20 protein-coding genes, 4 tRNA genes and 1 pseudogene are annotated in these 20,987 nt (G+C 61.6%); 19 read left to right on the top strand and 6 right to left on the bottom strand.

Annotated elements, in window-relative coordinates:
* The first annotated feature begins 24 nt into the window (after positions 1–24).
* The 3 genes from GWK36_RS14985 to GWK36_RS08595 all read left to right on the top strand — a co-directional run bounded on the left by GWK36_RS14985 (position 25) and on the right by GWK36_RS08595 (position 2,739).
* A complete protein-coding gene (locus tag GWK36_RS14985) occupies positions 25–534 on the top strand; it encodes a hypothetical protein (protein WP_246237499.1) in 510 nt (169 codons plus the stop codon).
* Between the two features lie 90 nt (positions 535–624).
* Positions 625–1,314: an RNA-guided endonuclease InsQ/TnpB family protein gene (locus tag GWK36_RS14990; protein WP_246237835.1), complete on the top strand. Its 690-nt coding sequence runs from the start codon at positions 625–627 to the stop codon at positions 1,312–1,314.
* A gap of 294 nt (positions 1,315–1,608) precedes the next feature.
* Positions 1,609–2,739 carry a glycosyltransferase gene (locus GWK36_RS08595; RefSeq protein WP_166270796.1) on the top strand — a complete coding sequence of 377 codons (1,131 nt, stop codon included), beginning with the start codon at positions 1,609–1,611 and terminating at the stop codon, positions 2,737–2,739.
* 99 nt (positions 2,740–2,838) lie between these two features.
* Here the strand turns inward: GWK36_RS08595 and GWK36_RS08600 are convergent, their stop codons facing one another.
* Positions 2,839–3,054 (bottom strand): hypothetical protein, encoded by a 216-nt coding sequence (locus GWK36_RS08600; RefSeq protein ID WP_166270797.1) that lies wholly within the window; start codon positions 3,052–3,054, stop codon positions 2,839–2,841.
* 145 nt (positions 3,055–3,199) lie between these two features.
* Here GWK36_RS08600 and GWK36_RS08605 point away from each other — a divergent pair, with 145 nt between their 5' ends.
* The 7 genes from GWK36_RS08605 to GWK36_RS08635 are packed head-to-tail and all read left to right on the top strand — an operon-like array spanning position 3,200 to position 9,794.
* On the top strand, positions 3,200–3,532 hold the full coding sequence (locus GWK36_RS08605) for an ATPase (protein WP_166270798.1): 333 nt from the start codon (positions 3,200–3,202) through the stop codon (positions 3,530–3,532).
* Between the two features lie 24 nt (positions 3,533–3,556).
* Positions 3,557–4,603: a V0D/AC39 family V-type ATPase subunit gene (locus GWK36_RS08610; RefSeq protein WP_166270799.1), complete on the top strand. Its 1,047-nt coding sequence runs from the start codon at positions 3,557–3,559 to the stop codon at positions 4,601–4,603.
* A 23-nt stretch (positions 4,604–4,626) separates the two neighbouring features.
* Positions 4,627–6,504 (top strand): V-type ATP synthase subunit I, encoded by a 1,878-nt coding sequence (locus tag GWK36_RS08615; protein ID WP_246237500.1) that lies wholly within the window; start codon positions 4,627–4,629, stop codon positions 6,502–6,504.
* Positions 6,505–6,544: 40 nt separating this feature from the next.
* Positions 6,545–6,988, top strand: coding sequence for an ATP synthase subunit C (locus tag GWK36_RS08620; RefSeq protein WP_166270801.1), 444 nt, complete (start codon positions 6,545–6,547; stop codon positions 6,986–6,988).
* Positions 6,989–6,997: 9 nt separating this feature from the next.
* Positions 6,998–7,354, top strand: a complete 357-nt coding sequence (locus GWK36_RS08625; protein ID WP_166270802.1) for a V-type ATP synthase subunit F — start codon at positions 6,998–7,000, stop codon at positions 7,352–7,354.
* Positions 7,351–7,998 carry a V-type ATP synthase subunit E gene (locus tag GWK36_RS08630; protein ID WP_166270803.1) on the top strand — a complete coding sequence of 216 codons (648 nt, stop codon included), beginning with the start codon at positions 7,351–7,353 and terminating at the stop codon, positions 7,996–7,998. Before GWK36_RS08625 ends, GWK36_RS08630 begins: the two co-directional genes overlap by 4 nt.
* A gap of 8 nt (positions 7,999–8,006) precedes the next feature.
* Entirely contained in the window at positions 8,007–9,794 is a 1,788-nt protein-coding gene (locus tag GWK36_RS08635; RefSeq protein ID WP_166270804.1) for a V-type ATP synthase subunit A, read from the top strand.
* 39 nt (positions 9,795–9,833) lie between these two features.
* On the opposite strand, the gene GWK36_RS08640 is transcribed toward GWK36_RS08635, so the two are convergent.
* The 3 genes from GWK36_RS08640 to bchI all read right to left on the bottom strand — a co-directional run bounded on the left by GWK36_RS08640 (position 9,834) and on the right by bchI (position 13,214).
* Positions 9,834–9,910 (bottom strand) — tRNA-Met (locus tag GWK36_RS08640).
* Positions 9,911–10,365: 455 nt separating this feature from the next.
* Positions 10,366–12,189: a magnesium chelatase subunit D gene (locus GWK36_RS08645; protein ID WP_166270805.1), complete on the bottom strand. Its 1,824-nt coding sequence runs from the start codon at positions 12,187–12,189 to the stop codon at positions 10,366–10,368.
* Positions 12,186–13,214: a magnesium chelatase ATPase subunit I gene (gene bchI / locus GWK36_RS08650; protein ID WP_166270806.1), complete on the bottom strand. Its 1,029-nt coding sequence runs from the start codon at positions 13,212–13,214 to the stop codon at positions 12,186–12,188. Before bchI ends, GWK36_RS08645 begins: the two co-directional genes overlap by 4 nt.
* A gap of 271 nt (positions 13,215–13,485) precedes the next feature.
* Here bchI and GWK36_RS08655 point away from each other — a divergent pair, with 271 nt between their 5' ends.
* The gene (locus GWK36_RS08655; protein WP_166270807.1) at positions 13,486–14,754 is read left to right on the top strand and encodes a Coenzyme F420 hydrogenase/dehydrogenase, beta subunit C-terminal domain; all 1,269 of its coding nucleotides are present in this window, start codon (positions 13,486–13,488) and stop codon (positions 14,752–14,754) included.
* A 51-nt stretch (positions 14,755–14,805) separates the two neighbouring features.
* Here GWK36_RS08655 and htpX read toward each other — a convergent pair whose 3' ends face one another.
* Positions 14,806–15,696, bottom strand: a complete 891-nt coding sequence (gene htpX, locus GWK36_RS08660) for a protease HtpX (protein ID WP_210756738.1) — start codon at positions 15,694–15,696, stop codon at positions 14,806–14,808.
* A gap of 638 nt (positions 15,697–16,334) precedes the next feature.
* On the opposite strand from htpX, the gene GWK36_RS08665 reads away from it, so the two are divergent.
* From GWK36_RS08665 to lnt, 4 genes are all read left to right on the top strand, one after another.
* Positions 16,335–16,410: transfer RNA gene (locus GWK36_RS08665), tRNA-Ala, on the top strand.
* Between the two features lie 46 nt (positions 16,411–16,456).
* Positions 16,457–16,532, top strand: a tRNA-Glu gene (locus GWK36_RS08670).
* Between the two features lie 7 nt (positions 16,533–16,539).
* A tRNA-Met gene (locus GWK36_RS08675) sits at positions 16,540–16,616 on the top strand.
* 292 nt (positions 16,617–16,908) lie between these two features.
* Positions 16,909–18,441, top strand: coding sequence for an apolipoprotein N-acyltransferase (gene lnt / locus GWK36_RS08680; RefSeq protein ID WP_166270808.1), 1,533 nt, complete (start codon positions 16,909–16,911; stop codon positions 18,439–18,441).
* A gap of 34 nt (positions 18,442–18,475) precedes the next feature.
* Here lnt and orn read toward each other — a convergent pair whose 3' ends face one another.
* On the bottom strand, positions 18,476–19,015 hold the full coding sequence (gene orn / locus GWK36_RS08685) for an oligoribonuclease (protein WP_166270809.1): 540 nt from the start codon (positions 19,013–19,015) through the stop codon (positions 18,476–18,478).
* A 254-nt stretch (positions 19,016–19,269) separates the two neighbouring features.
* On the opposite strand from orn, the pseudogene modA reads away from it, so the two are divergent.
* The 4 genes and pseudogenes from modA to GWK36_RS15005 all read left to right on the top strand — a co-directional run bounded on the left by modA (position 19,270) and on the right by GWK36_RS15005 (position 20,842).
* Positions 19,270–20,021, top strand: a pseudogene (gene modA, locus GWK36_RS08690) (molybdate ABC transporter substrate-binding protein).
* A complete protein-coding gene (locus tag GWK36_RS14995) occupies positions 20,021–20,365 on the top strand; it encodes a hypothetical protein (RefSeq protein WP_210756739.1) in 345 nt (114 codons plus the stop codon). Before modA ends, GWK36_RS14995 begins: the two are co-directional and overlap by 1 nt.
* Positions 20,340–20,477, top strand: coding sequence for a hypothetical protein (locus GWK36_RS15000; RefSeq protein ID WP_210756740.1), 138 nt, complete (start codon positions 20,340–20,342; stop codon positions 20,475–20,477). Before GWK36_RS14995 ends, GWK36_RS15000 begins: the two co-directional genes overlap by 26 nt.
* Positions 20,477–20,842, top strand: a complete 366-nt coding sequence (locus GWK36_RS15005; protein WP_210756741.1) for a sulfite exporter TauE/SafE family protein — start codon at positions 20,477–20,479, stop codon at positions 20,840–20,842. The genes GWK36_RS15000 and GWK36_RS15005 overlap by 1 nt, the downstream gene beginning before the upstream one ends.
* Positions 20,843–20,987 lie beyond the last annotated feature (145 nt).

Genomic DNA, 20,987 nt, shown 5'->3' on the forward strand with positions numbered 1-20,987 from the left:
TAGTATTACAAGCTGTGCGTGATAGTGGATAATTTTCCACATAGAAAGCGCGATGATGGGCACAGGCAAGGCGGCGAAGCGGCTTGGCGTTTCGGTCAAGACCTTGCAACGCTGGGAGCGCGAAGGGGGTTTGATCCTGGTGGCGCGAACAGTCGCGAGGCACAAATCCGCGAGTTGATTGGCTTGCGCAGTAAGGTATCAGAGCCAACGCGGATTGATGCCCATGCCCAACCGTTTGCCGATCTTGCCAAGGCCTGGGATCGATTCTTTGCCGATATCAAGGCCGGAAAGAAGGCTCACGCGCTTCAGTTCAAGAAGAAAGGCCGGTGCCACGATAGCTTCTATGTTGCTAACGACAAGTTCCGCGTCTCGGACAAGACCATTTGCCTGCCCAAGAGCGGTGAGGTCGCCATGACCGAGGCGTTGTGCTTCGATGGCAAGATTCTTGGTGCGACCGTTTCGCGTACTGCGGACGCTGGTTCGTCGCCGTTCAGGTTGAAGTGGCCGATGCTGTGTTCTATCGCAGGCGCATGAAACGACTGGTGTTGACCTGGGCGTTGAGGCGGCAGCCAGGCTTTCCAATGGCGAGTCTGTTGAATCTCCTCTGCGCTTCGTCGTCTCAGGATTCGAGGCAGACGCCTTTCTTGCAAGGTTGAGGCGGCCAAGGTCGGGGCTGGGTTTGCGCCAAGGGCCGGACTGGCAAAAGGCACGAGGCTTCCGATCTTGAAGAATCGAAGGAAATCCTCTGCGATGTTGGCAAGGCTGCACGCACGCATTGCCAATGTCCGAGCGGACTTCACACATAAGCTCACGACCCGGCTCTGCCGCGAAAACCAAGGGGTGGTGATTGAGGATTTGAACGTCAAGGGCATGCTGGCGAACGAACGGCTTGCCCGCGCCATCAGCGACCTGGGCTTTGGCATGTTCTGCTTGCAGATGGAATACAAGGGGAAATGCTACGGCGTCTGGTTGGTTTTAGCTGATCGCTGGGATCCGAGCAGCCGCCTGTGTTCGGTCTGTGGTTGGGAGAATGAGATGTTGGCGTTGAAGGATCGGGAATGGACGTGTCCTCAATGCGGCACGCGCCATGATCGGGACATCAATGCCGCGCTCAATCTCAAACGGCTGGCAACCGCAACTGCCCTACCCGTGGCGAGTCCGTCCGGTAACGGCGGCGCTACAGCAGAGAGGGTCTCTGCCGCAGTCGGGAAAGTCACGCCTGTCAGAGACGAATGCGCTCCGCATTCGGGGCAGGAAGAGCACAGTGCGCCTGTTTGCGCACTTTCTTTAGGGCAGATCTGCATCTTTGGATGACTTAGGGAAGGTCTGACCTCCCCACGCTGCCAGTGCCAGCGCGCGGTCTGAGTATCCACTGACGGGTTTAGGTAGCATATTTTTGCGCCCTCAGGACGCTCTTGAAGCCCCCGCCGAGGCCTTTTCGTCCGCGAGCAGAGGCGTGCGCCCAGCTTGGGTGCACTTACCTTGTTGCAGCCTGTATCAGATGCCTTCTCACCATCCACAGAGGGGCCACCATCAGGGACATGGCCCACCTCCAGGGTTTTGCCTTAGTCCCGTTCATTATCCGTTTCGCAGCAAGGTTGCGTGATCATGTCTGTCCACACACTGCACCTCGCCTATCCGCCTGAGCTGGCAATCATCATCCCGACCTATCAGGAGGCTGAATCAGTCGCCGAGATCGCCAAGTGGGTGGCCGCGGCGCTCGATGGGGTCGCCTGGGAGCTGATCTTCGTCGATGATGATTCGCCCGATGGCACCGCCGAGCGGGTGCGCGCCCTTGCCCGCCGAGATCCGCGTATCCGGGTGCTCCAACGCATCGGACGCCGCGGTTTGGCCTCGGCCTGTATCGAGGGGATGCTCGCCACCAGCGCCCCCTATCTGGCGGTGATGGATGCGGATCTGCAACATGACGCCCAATTGCTTCCCCAGATGTTACACAGCCTGCGCCATGAGGGGCTCGATTTGGTGATCGGCAGCCGCTATCTCCCGGGTGGAGATCTCGGCAACTGGGATCGGAGACGCCGCAGGATGAGTCGGCTCGCCACCCGGATCGCCCAGATCATGCTCCATGCCGAGCTGACCGACCCCATGAGCGGTTTTTTCATGATTCGCGCCGAGGTCTTGCACCGCGTCGTCCGGCGCTTAAGCGGGCTGGGGTTCAAGATCCTGCTCGACCTCTTCTCAGCCGCCGACGCCCCCTTGAGGTTTCGCGAGCTCCCTTATCGGTTTCGCGCCCGTCAACAAGGTGAGAGTAAGCTCGATAACGCTGTGCTCTGGGAGTTTCTGCTGATGTTGATCCAGAAACTCACCGGTGCTTGGGTGCCGATACGTTTCATCGCCTTCTCGCTGATCGGCGGGATCGGCGTAGTCGTGCATCTGGCCGTGCTGTGGTCAATCCTTGAACTCTTTGGGCTACCGGCCTTTGCTGCTGGGCAGGCAACAGCGGCACTCGTAGCCATGACCAGCAATTTTTTCTTAAACAATCTACTGACCTATCGTGACCTAAGGCTACGCGGGCGCGCCCTCATCCGGGGCTGGTTGAGCTTTGTGTTTGCCTGTAGCATCGGGGCGCTTGCAAATGTCGGGATCGCCAATTATCTCTTCCAAGAGACCCGCTCGGGCTGGGTGCTTTCGGCGCTTGCCGGTATCCTCGTAGGTGCGGTGTGGAATTACGCAGTCACGGCGGTCTATACCTGGCGGCGCACTGTGAATGCCTTATAAAACAGGCGATCAATCGCTACGATAAAAAAATTTTGATCCATTGCGGCCTCGCCCTGGTGCACATTGATGTGTTATTGATCCGAAACCAATGAACTTGTATTACGCGGTATCATGGAGCTTGGGATGCTGGAAGTAGCGCATGACGCGTTGGGGGGAATTGAGAAGGCGGCGCAGGTGGCTGACGGTCGCCTTCTTCAGATCGTCCTTGGCGCGGGAGGGCGCCTGCACGGCGATCAGATCCGTGCCCGTGCGTTTTCCAGCCTCAAATGCCCCACGATCGTTAAGCCCCACTAACTGGGCAGGGTTAGAGCTCACAACGGCTATATCGTTTAGCCTGGGGATAGCCGCCCGACTGCTCGGGCCGAGACAGATCAGGTCAAGACCGGTGGGAACGACCGGCAAAGACTTTGTGGTATAGTTTGTCTCACGAATGCCCTTCGCCTTGTTCAGGCAGCGACCGATGGACGACATCCTCAAACGCCTACTCGATGCCGAGCTGCGTGCCGAGCGCCTGGCCCAAGAGGCCGAAACCGAACAAGAGCGGGTCATCCAAGAGGCCCTTGCGTTGGGCAAGGCCCAGGACGAGCAATTGACCCTACGCATCCCCGAGCTTCGCCGCTCCTATATCGCTAAGGCCGAGGAACGCGCGGAGCAGGTCATCGCCGAGCTACGCAGGCGCTATGATGAACGCCATGTTCAGTTACGCGAGCAGGCAGAGCAGCATGAACAGGCCGGGCTCGATGCGGCATTCCAAGTCTTGATCGAGCTGGACCATGCACCTCAGAGTCGCTAACCCAGACCCTTGAGAACAGCGATTGTGAATCGAGTCGCGGCCCAAGCCTATCTCAATACCCGCGTCTCGACGCTGATTGAGCGGCTGCTGACCACGCAGCAGATCGAGCAGCTCGCCCAGGCACCGCTTCCAGCGCTGGCCGAACAGTTTGGATTGCAAGGGCTGCTGGATGAGCGCATGGGTATCGCCGAGCGCCGCCGCGCTCTAGAACAGGCGCTGATCCAGCGCTTGCTCGCTGACCTCGTCCTTCTGATCCGCTCCATGAGCCCTGATGAGCGGGCACTGATGCTCGATTGGGCACGCAAATATGCGCTCTTTAACCTCAAAGCCCTGATCCGCGGCAAGCTACAGGCGCTCGACCGTCAGGCAATCAATACCAATCTCTTCGAGCTACCAGACATCATCCGCCTAGCCGACGATGCGCTGTTCGGCAGCGAAAACGTACTGGAATTGCTGCGCCGGCTCGAGTCAGGGCCCTATCGCCAGATCGCCCGCCAGGCACGCGAGGTCTATGAACAACGGCGTGAGCCCTTCGCGCTCGAGGCCGCGATCGACCAGCGTTATCTCATAGACCTGGTGGAGCATATCCAATCCTTTGCTGGGGCCCATCAGGTCTGGCTACGACGGCTGATCTCGGCCGAATTGGATCGTATCGCCCTGCTTTGGCTATTGCGTTTTCGTCTGACCTATCGTTTCTCGCCCTCCGAGACCTATTACTGGCTGGTACCCTCGTCGCGTGTCCTGACCCGCTCGCGCCTATTATATCTGGTCAACCTCGACGGGCTCGACGCAATCCTGGACGCCCTCCCCGATCCCTTACACCGGCTTACCGCCGGCAGCCGGTCGATCGCCGAGGTCGAACAACGCCTGTCCAAACGGACCGTTGGCGAGATCCAGATCGTCTTGGCGCGTAGCCCCTCCGCAGTGGCGCGCGCCCTGGCCTATCTGATGCGCCGCGAGCTTGATCTGCGCTGTCTGTTTGCTGTATTGCAAGGCCGTCTACTGGGATTCCCCGATCTGACCATCGGGGAGGCCCTTGGGCAGATCGAGCCGGCCATCCTGGGGTACTGAAGGCTATGTTGCGACCGAGGCCGATGAAGCATGTACGTCTCCTGGTCCTCAGCGAGGATCTTGCGCGTGCCGTCCTGGCGCTTGCAGAGGTCCAGTGCTTCCATCCCGATCCGCGCCCGCCAGAGGATGAATCGCTGGTAGCGGATCCCGGTCAGCGTTTTCGCGAGGTCTATCATCTGGCGCGGGCGCGGTTGGATAAGATCGCTCAGCTGATCCAGTTCCCGCCGCCTTCCACCCTCGAACCCCTGCATGCAGTCGAACTGGACGCCATCGAGCGCCTCAACGTCTGGCTGGGCCAGCTATGGGACGAGGTGTCGGGCTATGAAGAGGATTTCAGACGGATCGCCGACGAGGAGCGCCTAATCCAGGATCAGCGTACGGCGCTCCAGGATTTCGCCCAGCTCAATATCGATCTCGCTCTGCTGCGCGCCCGTACGCGCTTTTTGCGCATCCATGTCGGCCTGGTGCCGCGCGAGAACCTGCGCCAACTTGCAGACGCGCTATCCCTGACCGACTCGCTCGTCCATGTCTATCTCGAGCGCGGCGAGCAGGCGCATGTCGTCATCGTCGGTCCGAACGAACCAGAGGACACCAGCCTCGATGCCGTGCTCAACGCCGCCGGCTTCCAGGCGCTGCCGATCCCCGAGGGCCTGGACCGTGCCCCAGCCGAGCTCGAGCGCGAGTTCACTGCTCGGCTTGCAGATCTTGCCGAGCAACGCTCCAGATTGAACAAGACCCTCCACCGCTGGTCCGAACCCTTGCGCCCCCGTTTGTCCGAGGCCGAGCGCATCCTGACCCTCGCTGCCCCTTTCGTGGGGCTGGATGACGCAGTACGCAGCCGCGGGCACATCGCCCGCCTGGCGGGCTGGGTACCCACATCTGCGCTCCCCGAGCTGCGCCAGCGTCTCGATGTTGTCCTAGGGGGAATCTATGACCTGACCCTCCGCGATCCTGCTCCTCAGGAACGCAGCCTAGTGCCAACAGTGCCGGTCAAAAACCGGCTGTTGGCGCCCTTCGCCATGCTGGTCCGGCAATACGGGATTCCAGCCTATGGCGAGATCGATCCCACGCCTCTCTTCGCCGCGAGCTTCCTCTTGATGTTCGGGAGTATGTTCGGCGATCTCGGGCAAGGTGCAGTCATCGCGCTTACCGCCTTCGGGTTACGTCGCCGCCTCGGGCGCTTCTGGCCCTTCGGCCTGTTAGCAGGTTTCTCCTCGATGGGCTTCGGGGCCTTGTATGGCAGCATCTTCGGCTATGAGGAGCTCTTGCCGGCGCTCTGGATGAGTCCTCTGCAAGACCCCTTGCTGATGCTGACCCTGGCCCTCGCCTGGGGGGTCTGTTTTATCGTCACCGCCTGTCTAATAGCGATCTACAATCGTCTTGCAAATGGTCAAGGACGCGAGGCCCTGTTTGGGCAGCACGGGGTGCTCAATCTGGTATTTTATCTCGCGCTGGTCGCCGGTGCCGTGCAGGTCGCCGGCGGGCAGGGATTGGGGACCTTTCCGTCCATCCTGGCGCTCCTGAGCCTAGGCGGACTGGCTGGTTATGCCTGGCATCATCAACAGCAGGCGCCGCTCGGCGAACGAGTCCTAGTGGTGGCGATCGAGACGCTGGAGACCCTGATCAGCTATGTCTCCAATACGCTCTCCTTCCTGCGCGTAGCGGCCTTTAGCCTCAACCATGTTGCGCTCTCGATCGCCGTCTTTACCCTCGCCGACATGATGGGGACCTTTGGCTCTGTCCTGACGATCATCCTGGGCAATCTGTTCGTCTTGGTCTTGGAAGGCGGGATCGTCATGATCCAGGTGATGCGTCTGGAATACTACGAGGGCTTTTCGCGCTATTTCGTGGGTACGGGGCTTGCCTTCAGACCGATCCGGCTCGGAGGCGAGTCATCCTGATCCTGGCTCAACGCTATCGCAATCCTTGAAGGAGCTTGTCATGTTGTGGCTTGTTGCGCTGATGTCATTTGCCATCCTGGGTCTGATCGCCCTGGGCCTTGTCCTCGACCGGCGTCCCCAGTGGATCTCTTCCCTGGGCCAGCGGCTGCGCCCACTGCTCGGTTCCCAGATGCTGCTCTTCGCCGGTGCCCAGCTCGGCTTGCTGGCGCTGGGGATCAGCGAGGCCTTGGCGACACCAGTCGAAGGGGGCAGCATGAGTGAGCTGTCGATCGGCCGGGGACTGGCGATGATCGGCGTGGGGATCCCCACCGCTCTTTCGACCATCGGCGCAGGGATTGCCGTCGGACCTATCGGCGCGGCCTCATTGGCGGCCATCACCGAAAAGCCTGAAAATCTGGGCCGGACGCTGATCTATCTCGGTCTAGCCGAAGGGATCGCGATCTATGGCCTGGTGATCTCGATCCTGCTGTTGAACAAGCTCTAAGGTTCTGGCATGACCGAACAGTCAACCCGTCTGCTGTTCCTGGGCGAAGAGAACGTCGCCGATGGCTTCCGGCTGATCGGCTTTGAGGTCTATCCCAATCCAAGCGCCGAGGATACAGAACGGCTATTGCGCGATCTGAGGCGTGCCCAGACGCGGGCCTTTGTGGTGGTCGATGATGCCCTGATGTCCCAGAAAATTCCCAGCTTACAGCGGATTTTGGCAGAAGGCGGGCGCATCATCGTGATCGCTGTTCCTGCCTTAGGCGCTGTACCCCATTTGACCAGCTCAGTTGCCCAACGTCTTGGCCGGCTATTCGGGAACGCACCGCAAGCGACGGGTGCAAGCGATCAACGAGGGTCACCGTGAACCAGGTCGATGAACTCGAACGCGCCATCCTCGCGCGCGCCGAGCGGCTCGCCGCCGAATATCGCGAGCGTGCCGCCCGCAGCCGCGACCAGATCCTGCGCGAGGCGGCTGAACGTCTGCGCCAACGCGAACTCCAAGAGGAATCCATCGCCCGCGCCCTTGCCGAGCGGACCTTCCACCAGCGCGTGCAATCCAGCGAGCTGAAGATGCAGACCCAACTCGATCGCATGCGCTGGAATCTGGTCCTGAATGTGGAGAACCGCCTCGCCGAGCGGATGCGTACCTTCATCGCTGATCAATCCGCCTATGACGCCTGGCTCAAGGACCTTATCGTCGATGCAGCTGCACTCATCGAATCGCCCGAAATCATGGTCTATGCCAATGCGCATGATCAACGTCGCCTGTTCATGAACTGGGACACGATCCTCGCCGCCCTGCCCCCGAGCAAGCAGGTGCGGTTGGCGTCTAACGACGCGGCTATCGCTACCCTAGGCGGCATCCTGGCCATCAGCACAGATGGACGCATCCGCGTCGATCAGACCTTTGAGGGACGGCTGGCACGTCTGCGTCCGCAGATCGAGCAGGTCATCCTTGAGCGCCTGTTCCCTGGGGGCTTTGACATCGGTAATCTTTTCACTGGCTGAGCATGCGCATGAATCCATCTGACAAGACCGGGGTCATCTGCGAGATCAACGGCCCCATCGTCACGATCGAGCTTGCCGGCGGCTGTCTCGGCGAGCAGGTCAAGCTTGGCGCGCTCGAGCTCTATGGCGAGATCATCGCGCTGAATGGTCGCCATGCCATTGTCCAGAGTTATGAGTCCACCGAGGGGGTCAGGCCGGGCGAGCCTGCGGTTGGTCTTGGCTGGCCGTTGTCGGTCGAGCTCGGGCCAGGACTCATGGGCAGTATCTTCGATGGGGTGCAGCGCCCACTGACCCGCATCGCCCTCGAGTCCGGCGACTACATCCGCCGCGGGATCAGTCTGCCGGCGCTCGATCGCGAACGCCGCTGGCCATTTACCCCCTGCGCTGACCTCGAGCCCGGCGCACAGATCGAAGGGGGGGCAGTGCTGGGCAGCGTCCAGGAGACCGCGCGCATCGAACATCGCATCCTGGTCCCGCCAAATGTCTCCGGTGAACTCGAAGAGATCGCTCCTGCTGGCGAGTATGATATCGAGAGCGTGATCGCCCGGGTGCGCGATGCCCAAGGCAACAGTCACCGCCTCAGGCTCTATCATCGCTGGCCGGTGCGCCAACCTCGTCCCTACCGGCGGCGCGACGACGGGGTCGTCCCGCTCATCACCGGCCAGCGAGTCATCGACACCTTTTTCCCCCAACTCAAGGGCGGCAAGGGCGCAGTCCCTGGACCCTTCGGCGCCGGCAAGACCGTAGTCCAACAACAAATCGCCCGCTGGTCGAATGCCGACATCGTGATCTATGTCGGCTGCGGCGAACGCGGCAATGAGCTGGTCGATGTCTTGGAGACCTTTCCCAAGCTCATCGATCCCTATTCGGGGCGCCGGCTGATGGAGCGTACCCTATTGGTCGCCAATACCTCCAACATGCCGGTAGTCGCGCGCGAGGCCTCGGTCTATGTAGGACTCACCCTTGCCGAGTATTACCGCGACATGGGCTATGACGTGGTCATGCTCGCCGACTCGACCAGCCGCTGGGCCGAGGCGCTGCGTGAGGTCGCCGGGCGCCTGGGTCAGATGCCGGTCGAGGAAGGGTACCCTGCCTATCTTGCCTCGCGTCTGGCAGCGGTCTATGAGCGGGCTGGCCGGGTCGAGACCCTCGGCGGTGGATCGGGTTCTGTTACCCTGATCGGTGCGGTCTCCCCACCTGGCGGCGACTTTTCTGAACCGGTCACCAGCCACACCAAGGATATCATCGAGACCTTTTGGGCGTTGTCCAAAGAGCTGGCCGATGCCCGCCACTATCCCTCGATCGATTGGGTCACCAGCTTCTCCAAGCACGTCAAGACTGCGGCCCAATGGTGGCACCTTGAGGTCGGACTCGACTGGGGACGGCGCCGTGACCAGGCCCTGGGGCTTTTGGCGCGGGATGCAGAGCTATCGCGCATTGTCAACCTGGTGGGACCAGAGGCGCTCTCAGATGCCCAACGCTGGGAGCTGGAGGGCGCAGCCCTGATCAAGGAGGCCGTCCTTCAGCAAAGTGCGCTCGATGAGATCGATACCTTCTGTTCGCCACCCAAGCAATATGCCCTGCTCGACCTTGCGTTGCATCTGTATGAACGCGGAACCGATTTGATTCGCTTGGGGGTGCCGGTGATCGAGCTGCAACGCCTGCCGCTCTTGGCCAAGCTGCGCCGCCTCAAATCCATCTACTCGAACGACCAGCTCGACCAACTCCAGGCGTTTCGCCAAGAGATCGATCAGACGCTCGAAGCGATCCAGCTCGACTATGCCAAACAGGGCTAAGGCAATAAAAAAAGCCAGCGCTTAGGCCGGCTTCGGTATTGGTAGCGGGGGCAGGATTTGAACCTACGACCTTCGGGTTATGAGCCCGACGAGCTGCCTGACTGCTCCACCCCGCATCTGAGATAAACATTATAGCCATGCCAAACGCCTGGATGCAAGCCATTTACTCAGGGCAACCGCATGACTGGTTACCATCGCAGACTGAGAAACAGTCATTCACGAGCAAGAGGTGCACAAGAGGCTGTGCACAGCACCTTGACGGCTGTCGCTTTCCCTCTCTTTGCGCTGGCTCATGGCGACAGAAACCCGCAACCTTATCCGCCTTGATCCTATCCAGCACAAGGGGGGCCAAGACCCGTCTCCCCATCGCTTCGCCACCAGTCCCGGTTGATCCCAAAAGCGCAGGAGGTGCAGCCGTTGTTGGGCACCTTTGGTGACGTCACCCAAAAATGCCCAAGGCAGCGACCGGTGAGAATCCCTGCTCCCATTCCCAATGTATTCGCACATGACATTCCTCTTTACCTAGAGGAGTGCCAAGGGTGTTTGCCCTGACCCAGGGACCCGCTGGGGCTCAGCGGGTCGTCGCGCGCACGGCATCATTGAGCGCGCGGGCGTCGGCATGGGGCAAGGGCAGATAGATCGCTCCCATCTCTTTGGCGAGTTCCCGCCCCTGGGGTTGGGGACGCGGCGAGATGTCAATCACCAGGGTGCTGATCTCCAAGGCACGCACCTGGCGGGCGGCGGCCAGCGCCTCCTCGAAGGCGCGGGCGCGTCCACCGCTGCCGTCACGCGCAACATTGGCGCGGCCATCAGTCATCAGGATCAAGACGGGGCTGCCGCCGCGCCGCTGGATGCTGTCGGCGATGAGCATGCCTAGATCGATCCCTGCCGCTAAGGGTGTGCCGCCGCCCCCGGGCAATCCGGCCAGACAGCGTTTGGCCCGTACCAGCGAGCGGGTCGGGGGCAGCAAGACCTCGGCCTCCTGACCGCGGAAGGCGACGAGCGCGACCTGATCGCGCCGGACATAGCAGTCGGCTAGCAAAAGTTCGACCGCGCCCTTGGCCTCGGCCAGGCGGTGCAACGCCGATGAGCCCGAGGCATCGACGACAAAGATGGTGGTGCTTTCGGATTTGTGTTTGAAGCGGGTGATGCGGAAATCGTCCGGGCGGATCTCGAGCCGATTGATCGGCCTGCCGACGCGCAGGCGTTCCTCGCGGCGGATGCGCTGCCAGGGGGCGGCGGCGCGCAGGGTCTCGATGACATTGAGTTTTTGACCGGAACGCGGCTCGCCGTGCAAGACGCCCGCTGGCCGCCCGCGGGTAGGGGCGTTGCGCATGGCGCCCGCTTTGCCGGTGCTGCGTGAACGCGAGCGGCGCAGCCTGCCGCCCTGAAGCTGGGCCAGGAGGCCCGCTGGGATCGCCGCCTTGGTCGCCTCGAGGATCATCTCCTCGAGCTCGCGCGGCTCTTGGGGGCTGTCCTTGCTTTGGTCCTGATCCTGATTGGGTTCGGACGGTTCAGGGAGGGGCGGCTCGGCGTCGGGTGGCGGCTCCATTGGCGGGAGCTGGGTGGCGCGCGGGGCGAGCACCAGACGGCCAGCGACGGCCAGATCCTCTTCGGTAACGGTCGTGCGTCCGTTCAGAGCGGCATGGGCGCGCGCTGCATGACAGGCGAAGATCGAGGCGCGCAGCGAGGGGATGCCGAGCGCCAGGGCGATGCCACAGAGCGCCTCGATCTGGCCGTCGCTGATCGTCACCGAGCTGAGCAAGGCGCGCGCCGCCTGGATGTCTTCTAGGTCATAGTCGCAGGAGACCGCGTCATCATAGGGGATGGCGGTAAGGTCCAGATGAAAGGCCAAGCGATCGAGCAAGGCGGGGCTTAAGCCCTCGTCATCGCCGATCCCTTCGTCGAGTGCGACCACGGCAAAATGCGAAGGGGTGCGCATGGCCAGCCCATCGCGCTCCAGAACGACTTCGCCTGCATCGAAGGCCAGATTGATGCGCGCCACCGTCCCTGGGGCAATCCGCTCGGCCATCGCCAACTCCAATATACCGCCGTCGGCCTCGACCAAGAGCCCCTTTTCGGCCACGGGGCGACCGCTCCTCAGGGTCGCGGCCAGATCCAGCCCCCCCAACAGCCGCCCATCGGCAACATGCAGCGGAACACGCCGACGGGGAGTACCTGGTGGCTGGAGGTCATAGAGAAGCGACAGCCACATCTCGCGCACCGGCCCAGGCAGGGCGCGCACGGCCACGCCGCCGGTCCCCTTGGGATCGATCGTCAGCAAAACCGCGGCCAGCACAGCATCGTCCCAAGGCGCGGGGGCCTGGATTGCCGGTGAGCTGGCAGCGACAACCGCGGCATCCGCCGCGCCGGAGAGAGGGGCAGTCTGGCTCATTCGCCAAATTGCTCCTTGATCGCCCGCTCAACCCGGTGGGTTGAGCTGGATTCATCGAGCGGATCGCGGCGTAGACGGTGTCTGAGGGCCGACACGGCCACGGTTTTGACATGCTCAATCTCGACCTGCTGATGGCCATCCAGGGCGGCCAGGGCGCGGGCGGCGCGGATCACGGTCAGCTCGCCGCGCAGGCCATCGGTCCCCAGCCGGATGCAGAGTTTGCTGGTCTCTTCCAGGGTGCGGTCGGGGACCTCGACCTCGGGCAAGAGCTTTCTCGCTTTCTGGATCTGGCGACTGATCTTGGCGTCTTTGTTTTTCCATTTGGCAACGAATGCCTCGGGGTCGCGCTCGAACTCATCGCGCAGACGCACCACCTGCATGCGTACCGCTAGATCGGTCGGGGTCTTGACCTCAACCGATAGACCAAAGCGGTCCTGAAGCTGAGGCCGAAGCTCGCCCTCTTCGGGGTTCCCTGAGCCTACAAGGACAAAGCGCGCGGGATGGCGGATACTCAAACCCTCGCGTTCGACGATGTTTTGCCCCGAAGCGGCGACATCGAGTAGCGAATCGACCAGATGGTCCTCGAGCAGATTGACCTCGTCGATATACAGAAACCCGCGGTGGGCGCGCGCCAACAACCCAGGCTCGAACGCCTTTTCGCCCTTGGTGAGCGCGCGCTCGAGATCCAGCGCACCGATGACGCGGTCTTCCGTTGCGCCTAACGGTAGATCGACGACGGGTACTGGGATCTGATGGGACTTGAGCGTGCCGTTTTTGGCCTTCTTGGCACGGCAGTCATCGCACAAATAGTCATCGCTGGCATCTGGATCACAGTGATAAGGGCAATCAACGGCGCGCATCTTGGGCAGAAGGGCAGCCAAACCGCGGATGGCGGTGGATTTACCCGTACCGCGATCGCCGAAAACCAGAACCCCGCCGATCGAGGGATCGACGGCCGCCATCAAGAGCGAGCGTTTCATTTCATCCTGGCCAACGATGGCGGAAAAGGGGAAGGGGATGGGCATAAGCGGCGAACCTAGTCAGTGAATCAGGATTGGATCTTGAAAGACGGGCAGCAAAAATCAAGCTGCTGAACCTAGCGCCCCATCCCGTCATGGTCAAGCCCAGACGGGAAACGGCTGTCTGTGATCGCCTGCCCTGGTCTGCCTGACATCTCTCGAGCAAGTGATCTTGTGTCATACAATGCCCAGGCCCCAAGCCTGGATCATCCATAAATAACGGAGGACCGATGATGACAACGACATGCATCCCTAGCCTAACCCCCGAGGCCACCCAATGAATGAGACCCTCCTTGCCCCCGAAGACCTGGGTCCGTCCAAGGGCCTGGATGCGATCGCCCTGTTGAGTAGCGAGGAGAGATTACAGGGACGGCCCAAGCTCTGTAGTGACTGCGGGCTATGCGACAGCGGCCTCAAGGCAAAGATGTCTTCGGCCTGCATCTTTGTACGCAACCAAACCGAGGCCATCGAACAACGGCTGTATGGGCGCACCGCCCAGGTAAAGGACGAGCTGCGCTTTGGGATCTATCGCGCCCAGTATGCCGCGCGTTGCCTTCGGCCCCATCCCAAGGCCCAGTGGAGCGGGATCGTCACCCGGCTGGCAGCGCGCCTCCTCGAACAAGACCAGGTGGAGGCGGTGATCACGACGGGCGCAGCCCCAGGGACGCGCTTCAAGGCCGAGCCGGCGCTTGCGCGCTTCCCCGAAGAGGTATTGGCGACTGCGGGGAACAAGCCTTGTCTCTCGCCCAATCTGCGCCTCCTCGATCAGGTGCGCGACCAGGGGATCAAGCGCCTGGCCTTCATCGGCACGAGCTGTCAGGTGCACATGCTGCGCGCGCTCGAGCCTGAGCTTGGCTTGGAGCGGCTCTATGTCATCGGGATTCCTTGCAGCGATAATGTCACCTATCCAGACCTGGAATATTTCTTGACCCAGATCTCGCGCTCGCCCCAAACCGTAGTGCACTATGAGTTCATGCAGGACTTTAGGCTGTGGCTGCGCCATGAGGACGGCTCGAGCGAGCGGGTCAATTTCATCGATTTCCCGATGGATAGGCTGCATGGGATCTTCCCCTCTGCCTGTCTGTCCTGTTTCGACTATGCCAATCGCTTAAGCGATCTCACCATCGGCTATATGGGCGCGCCGCTCGGCTGGCAGTGGGTCCTGGTGCGCACTGAAATCGGCGAGTCGCTCTTCGAGCTGATCCGGCCCGCGCTCGAGTTCGGCGAATTGACCTCCAGCGGGGATCGCACGCGCGCCATGCCGCGCTATATCCAGGGGCTCACCCGCCCGCCGGGTGCCAAGCGCCCGCCCTTCCTGGTGCGCAAGCTGGTCGCTTATCTACAGCGCACGCGCGGCTCCAAGGGTCTTGAGTTTGCGCGCGCCATCATCGAGATGAAACTCTTGCGCAACCTCAACTATGTGCGCAGCAAGTTCCCGCGCTTCGAGGCGCGGGTCGTGCCCGAGCATGTCTATCAAACGCTTGCACCCTATGCCGAGACCTATCAAACGGTCTTCGGGCGTCCCTTGAGGCCGCCGGTGATATAGGCTTAAGCGCCCCCCAGCAAGAGAGGGGCGCTCGTCAGCGGCATGCCCCCATCATGCATCCTGACGGGCCTCGAGCGCCGCAATACGTTTTTCAAGGGGCGGGTGGCTGCGGAAGAGCGCCAGCAGCCCCTCGCCGACCCGCCCCGAGATGCCAAAGGCGGCAAACTCAGCGGATGGCAGATCCTGTGGCTCATAGACGCGTTGCAAGGCCCGCAGCGCCGCGATCATCTGATGACGGCTGGTTAGGGCCGCGCCGCCCGCGTCGGCGCGATATTCGCGGTAGCGGGAAAACCACATTACGATCATCGTAGCCAAGATCGAGAGCATGACCTCAGCGACGATCGATGCCAAGAAATACCCTGGGCCATAGCCCCGCTCGTTCTTGAGGAGCACCCGATCGACGATGATGCCCACGATCCGCGACAAAAAGACCACAAAGGTATTGACCACCCCCTGGATCAGCGCCAGGGTCACCATGTCGCCATTGGCGACATGGCTGATCTCATGCCCAAGGACCGCCTCGACCTCATCCTCGCGCATGTGATTCAGCAAGCCAGTGCTGACCGCAACCAGGGCCGCATCGCGATTCCAGCCGGTAGCGAAGGCATTGGGTTCAGGCGAATCGAAGATCCCGACCTCGGGCATCCCGATCCCCGCCTGCTCGGCCTGACGGGCCACGGTCTCGACCAGCCAGTGCTCAGCGGGTGTGGAGGGGTGCTCGATGATATAGACCCCCATCCCTTGTTTGGCAAGGGTCTTGGACAGGAATAACGAGACGAGCGAGCCGCTAAAGCCGATCACCGCCGCCATGATAAGCAGCGTGCCCATATCGATGCCGCCGGATTGCAAGAGCAGGTCATCGATCCCGAGCAGACGGAAGACGATGCTGATGACCACCAGGACCGCAGCATTGGTCGCGAGATAAAGCAGGATGCGCAGCATAGGATGACCTCGTCGCAAGCGTTTACAACCGACCACCAAGCGCTAGGTTAGGCCCACAATGCCCAACGACTTAGGGCCTACTAGTGCCGGTAACCTCCAGACGATGCGTGATTGCTATTATCGACTGGCTAGCAATACAGAGGCTAGCCAGGGTGTCAGCCTCATCCATCTCCGCGACCCCTGGCCGGGCAATCTCTGCGGGTCGGCACTGCCCAGAGCTTCCCTCTATCCCAAGGGCCGAAAGCCAGCCCTTTCGCGAGTTACAGGCCCAGGATCAGTATGCAGTATGTCGAGGTAAGCAGATCACGGGTCTGGTCCGCCCCCATGACTGAAACGACCGCTGGCCGCATACCAGCGGCGATGGCAGGTAGCGGATTTGCCTGGACTCCGCCCCGCGTGAGCGGGGATAGCCGGCTCAGCTCATCTTGATCGCTCCCAGGCAGCGCAGCATGCAAGTGATGGCGTTGCATCTCGGCCCTTACCTGGCGGCGGTCGTCCGCTGACTTTCCCCTCGAGGCGACGGATAAATACTTCGAGCCCACCTCACCTTGCGGCTCCCGCGGCCTCAGGTTCAGCGGCCATCAAAAAAGACTAGACAAGCCGCCATCGGGCCATTAACATTCGCGCTCTCAACGCACGGGGCCATAGCTCAGTTGGGAGAGCGCAACACTGGCAGTGTTGAGGTCGGCGGTTCGACCCCGCCTGGCTCCACCAATCCTCAGACCGGGCACCCGGCCAGGTCTTACATAACCAGGTTCCCGTCCCCATCGTCTAGTGGCCTAGGACACCGCCCTTTCACGGCGGTAACCGGGGTTCGAACCCCCGTGGGGACGCCAACTTTTAGGCTACGTAGCTCAGCCGGTTAGAGCATCGCACTCATAATGCGGGGGTCCCCAGTTCGAGTCTGGGCGTAGCCACCATCCTTTCTACGCTGCGCAGGCAGTACGCAATCCGCCTCCAACCCTTTTTCCATCTCTAGCCCTTTATCCCAGGGGTGTGCCCACTGAGTCAGCTGGGACGCGTCTGGCGCAACGTCTGGCGCAAGCACTGAGGTCTTGCTCTTGTGCCTCGGTGGTCTGTCTGGTGAGGGAAATCCCTGACCAAGGGGCGTGACGTAACAACGCTGTCACCCAAGCGCTAATCATCCTGTCATTTGACCCCGAGACCAGCCGCTGCTAGAAACAGCCCTTCCCAGGTCTAGGGTCGATCCTCATGCTGCCGTCGCTTCCAGCGATCTTTGCGCGCCTTCCTCTGTCAGTGCTTGCTCTCGGTGCAGGTGGCCTTGCGGTCTTGGGCTTTGCCCCCTTCGGTCTCTTTCCGCTCGCCGTCATCGCCTGTGCCCTGTTTTATCAGTCTCTCAGCGATGCCACCCCGCGCACTGCTCTCTGGCGCGGCTGGCTGTTTGGGGTCGGGCTATTCGGTTTCGGGACCTTTTGGATTCGGATCAGCCTGAATGAGTTCGGCAACATGGATGCCTGGGTGGCCCATCTGCTGACTGCACTCTTCGTCGCCTTCTTGGCGCTCTTTTATGGGGCGGTCGGCTGGCTGGTCCGCCGGCTGGATCAAGGTCATCCGAGCTGGACAGCGCCCTTGCTCTTGCTGCCGGGCATCTGGGTCTTGGGCGAATGGGTGCGCAGTTGGCTATTCACCGGTTTCCCTTGGCTCTCACTGGGCTACAGCCAGATCGACGGTCCCTTGGCAGGCTATGCACCGATCCTGGGCGTCTATGGGGTGAGCCTGCTGGTCGCGCTTTCGGGTGGATTGCTGTGGGGGATGGCCGCTTGGCGGGGCCGAGCACCCAACTTTGCCCTGATCGCCCTGGCGGCCCTTTGGCTCTGCGCTGCGGGGTTGAAGGCGAGCGAATGGACGCATCCCTCGGGTCGGCCGCTTCGGGCGAGCGTGCTCCAGGCCAATATCCCGCAGGCGGTGAAATGGGATGCCGAGGCGCGGCTGATGATCGCCGAGGTCTATGTGGATATGACCCTGGAGTATCTGGATGCGGACTTCATCGTCTGGCCCGAGACCGCCCTACCCGATTTCCTCCATCAGGTCCGCGAACCTCTGATCGACCCCCTGGCCGAGCGCGCGCAGCGCGAAGGGACCGAGATCGTACTGGGGATTCCGGTCATGGACCTCGAGAGCGGGCGCTATTTCAACGGGCTCTTGGCGATCGGCAGCCGGGAATCGCTCTATACCAAGCGCCACCTGGTGCCCTTCGGTGAGTTTACACCCTTGAAGTCTTGGCTCGGGCCGCTCGCCGAACTCTTTGCCGTGCCAATGTCCGACTTCAGCCCAGGCGCGGGCCGACCCCTGTTACAGGTGGGCCCGCATCGGGTCGGCGCCTCGATCTGTTATGAGGATGCCTTCCCCACCGAGCTGATCGAGTCCCTGCCCGAGGCGGCCTATCTTATCAATGTCAGCAATGATGCCTGGTTCGGTGACTCGCTTGCACCGCATCAGCACCTGGAGATCGCGCGCATGCGGGCGCTGGAGACCGGGCGGTTTTTGGTGCGGGCCACCAATACAGGGATCTCGGCGATCATCGATCACCGCGGACGCTTGGTCGCTTGGCTGCCCCTTTTTGTGCGCGGGGCGATCACCGCCGAGGTCCAGCCGCGCGAGGGCCTGACCCCTTTTGCCCGCCTTGGAAATGCGCCAGCGATCGGCCTGGGAGCCGCCCTGATCCTGTTGGGGATCGGCCTCGCTCGGTGGAGATACGACCCGAGCCCGCCGCTGCGCACTTGAACTCGGGAAGCCGGCAGGGTGCGCAGTACACACCCTATTTGAACAGATGGGCGCGATAATGCCGCAGCTCGGCGATCGATTCGCGGATGTCATCGAGCGCCAGGTGTCTGGATTGTTTCTTAAAGCCATTGGCCACTTCGGGTGCCCAGCGCTGGGCGAGGATCTTGAGTGTGCTCACGTCCAGGTTGCGATAATGGCAATAGGCCTCCAGACGCGGCATCCAGCGCGCCAAGAACCGCCGGTCCTGACAGATGCTATTGCCGCACAGGGGCGAGGCGCCGGCGGGGACATGATTGGCGATAAACTCCAGGGTCATCGCCTCGGCCTCGGGCTCGTGATAGGGGCTTTGACGCACGCGCTCTAAGAGACCGGAAGCGCCATGCTGGTTGCGGTTCCAGTCGTCCATGGCATTTAAGATCTCATCGTCCTGATGGACGGCGATGACCGGTCCCTCGGCGATGACCTCGAGCTGGCTGTCAGTGATCAGGGTGGCGATCTCGAGGATCCGGTCGCGCTCGGGGTCGAGGCCAGTCATCTCCAGGTCGATCCAGATGAGGTTATGTTCGCTGTGCATGTCTCTGGGTCAGGATTCTCGGGTGATTTTGAGAATGACGCCCTCGGGCGCCGAGTCATTGGTACACACAAGGCCAGTATAACGCTGCGTGCCCACCTCACCTCTTGGGCCGACTGGATCGCCTTGCGGATGACATCTCAGCGAGCAGACGATTGGTCGCCTTGGCGCCAACGCCCCTCCCCTATTGCTGATCCTTGAGTCTAAGGCCTTGATCATTGTGAATTGGCGAAGATAGAAAGAGTCGATCATCGATGATGCACCTGATGAGGTTTTTGCTCTCTTCCGCGATCCTGCTGGGCGCCGCCTGGGTGCAGGCTGAACCCCTGACCGTCGCCGCTGCCGCCGATCTCAAATATGCGATGGATGAGATCGTCGCCGCCTTCAAACAAGAACACCCCGGGGCCGAGGTCGAGGTCGTCTATGGTTCGTCCGGCAAGTTTTATCACCAGATCGAACAGGGCGCGCCTTATGACCTGTTTTTCTCTGCAGACATCAGCTTTCCTCGTCTACTCGCCGAGAAAGGCCATGCCGCCTCTGAGGTCCGACCCTATGCCATCGGACGCATCGTGCTCTGGAGCCCAAACCTGGATGCGAGCCGCATGCGGCTTCAGGATCTACTCGACCCGGCGATTAAGCGCATCGCCATCGCCAATCCCAAGCATGCGCCCTATGGGAAGCGCGCCGAGGAGGCACTTAAGGCCAGCAACCTGTGGGAGCAGGTCTAGCCCAAGCTAGTCTATGGCGAGAACATCGCCCAGACCGCCCAGTTTGTGCAAAGCGGTAATGCCCAGATCGGGATCATCGCCCCGAGCTGGCTAGCAAGGGTGGCTATTGGCTGATCCCCGCCGAGCTCCATGAGCCCCTGGAACAGGGCTTCATCATCACCCAACGCGGGGGGAAACATCCGCTAGCAAAGGTATTTGCCGACTTTATGGGCTGGGCAGAGGCACGCCGGATCATGACCCATTATGGGTTCGTGCTGCCCGGCGAGTCGGTAACGCCCTGATGTGGCCCCAAGCTCGTCGATCGCAGCGCATCGCCCAGGGCCTTGTAGCCTCTGGGCTCATCGGTACGCTCGGCGGGCTCATCGGTTTGGGGGGTGCTGAGTTTCGCCTGACAGTGCTGGTCGGCTGGTTCAGGCTACCGACCCTGGAGGCGATCATCTTCAACAAGGCGCTCAGCTTGGTCGTGGTCGCCGTGGCCTTGGTCGCGCGCTTAAAGACCATCCCCATCGCCCAGACCTTAGGTCATATCGATGTCGTGCTCAATCTCTTGGCCGGTAGCCTCATCGGCGCCTTTTGGGCCTTGGGCCGCGGATCATGCTATGCGCCTGCCACGCCGCCAGCTTGACCGCATCGTCTTGGTGCTCTTGCTCGGCCTAGCGGTGTTGCTGCTGTCCGACACTGGCTGGGGATCGCTGCGGGTGGAGCGGCATGGCTCGATGCCAGGCCGCTGCGCCTGATGGTGGGACTCGGGGCTGGTCTCGGGATCGGCATGGTAGCTGCCCTGCTGGGGGTAGCTGGCGGCGAGCTTCTGATCCCCACCATCGTGTTGCTCTACGGCCTGGACATCAAGGTCGCAAGCAGCCTCTCGTTGGCGATTAGCCTGCCGACCATGCTGGTCGGGTTTGCCCGCTATACGCGCTCAGATGCCTTTGCGGTCCTGTGCCATGAACGCCTGCTCTTCGGCGCCATGTCCTTGGGTTCGATCCTCGGTGCCATCCTGGGCGGTTTGATGCTGGGGTTGGTGCCCTCCCGCGTACTCACGACACTCCTCGGTGCGATCCTGCTGATCTTGGCCTTCAAGACCTTTCAGCATAGCCATTGATGCCGTGATACACCCACAATCATCCTTTGAGACCTGCGGGTACGGCTAACATCGCGGCAAAGAGGGCTTGTAGGGCGCGCAGTGCGCACCCTAGATTTACGACTTTGCTCAGCTGGTCGAGCAAAACCAATGACCTTATTCCATC

This window comes from Caldichromatium japonicum, from assembly GCF_011290485.1.
Classification (GTDB): Bacteria; Pseudomonadota; Gammaproteobacteria; order Chromatiales; family Chromatiaceae; genus Thermochromatium; species Thermochromatium japonicum.

Bases quoted from the DNA above. Each gene is read 5' to 3' on its own strand.
- GWK36_RS08645 (WP_166270805.1), bottom strand. From the start codon at position 12,189: ATGAGCCAGACTGCCCCTCTCTCCGGCGCGGCGGATGCCGCGGTTGTC.
- htpX (WP_210756738.1), bottom strand. From the start codon at position 15,696: ATGCTGCGCATCCTGCTTTATCTCGCGACCAATGCTGCGGTCCTGGTG.
- GWK36_RS08635 (WP_166270804.1), top strand. From the start codon at position 8,007: ATGAATCCATCTGACAAGACCGGGGTCATCTGCGAGATCAACGGCCCC.
- GWK36_RS08605 (WP_166270798.1), top strand. From the start codon at position 3,200: ATGGACGACATCCTCAAACGCCTACTCGATGCCGAGCTGCGTGCCGAG.
- GWK36_RS08595 (WP_166270796.1), top strand. From the start codon at position 1,609: ATGTCTGTCCACACACTGCACCTCGCCTATCCGCCTGAGCTGGCAATC.
- lnt (WP_166270808.1), top strand. From the start codon at position 16,909: ATGCTGCCGTCGCTTCCAGCGATCTTTGCGCGCCTTCCTCTGTCAGTG.
- GWK36_RS08655 (WP_166270807.1), top strand. From the start codon at position 13,486: ATGAATGAGACCCTCCTTGCCCCCGAAGACCTGGGTCCGTCCAAGGGC.
- GWK36_RS08615 (WP_246237500.1), top strand. From the start codon at position 4,627: ATGAAGCATGTACGTCTCCTGGTCCTCAGCGAGGATCTTGCGCGTGCC.
- GWK36_RS08625 (WP_166270802.1), top strand. From the start codon at position 6,998: ATGACCGAACAGTCAACCCGTCTGCTGTTCCTGGGCGAAGAGAACGTC.
- GWK36_RS15000 (WP_210756740.1), top strand. From the start codon at position 20,340: ATGCGCCTGCCACGCCGCCAGCTTGACCGCATCGTCTTGGTGCTCTTG.
- GWK36_RS08620 (WP_166270801.1), top strand. From the start codon at position 6,545: ATGTTGTGGCTTGTTGCGCTGATGTCATTTGCCATCCTGGGTCTGATC.
- bchI (WP_166270806.1), bottom strand. From the start codon at position 13,214: ATGCCCATCCCCTTCCCCTTTTCCGCCATCGTTGGCCAGGATGAAATG.
- GWK36_RS14995 (WP_210756739.1), top strand. From the start codon at position 20,021: ATGTGGCCCCAAGCTCGTCGATCGCAGCGCATCGCCCAGGGCCTTGTA.
- GWK36_RS15005 (WP_210756741.1), top strand. From the start codon at position 20,477: ATGGTGGGACTCGGGGCTGGTCTCGGGATCGGCATGGTAGCTGCCCTG.
- orn (WP_166270809.1), bottom strand. From the start codon at position 19,015: ATGCACAGCGAACATAACCTCATCTGGATCGACCTGGAGATGACTGGC.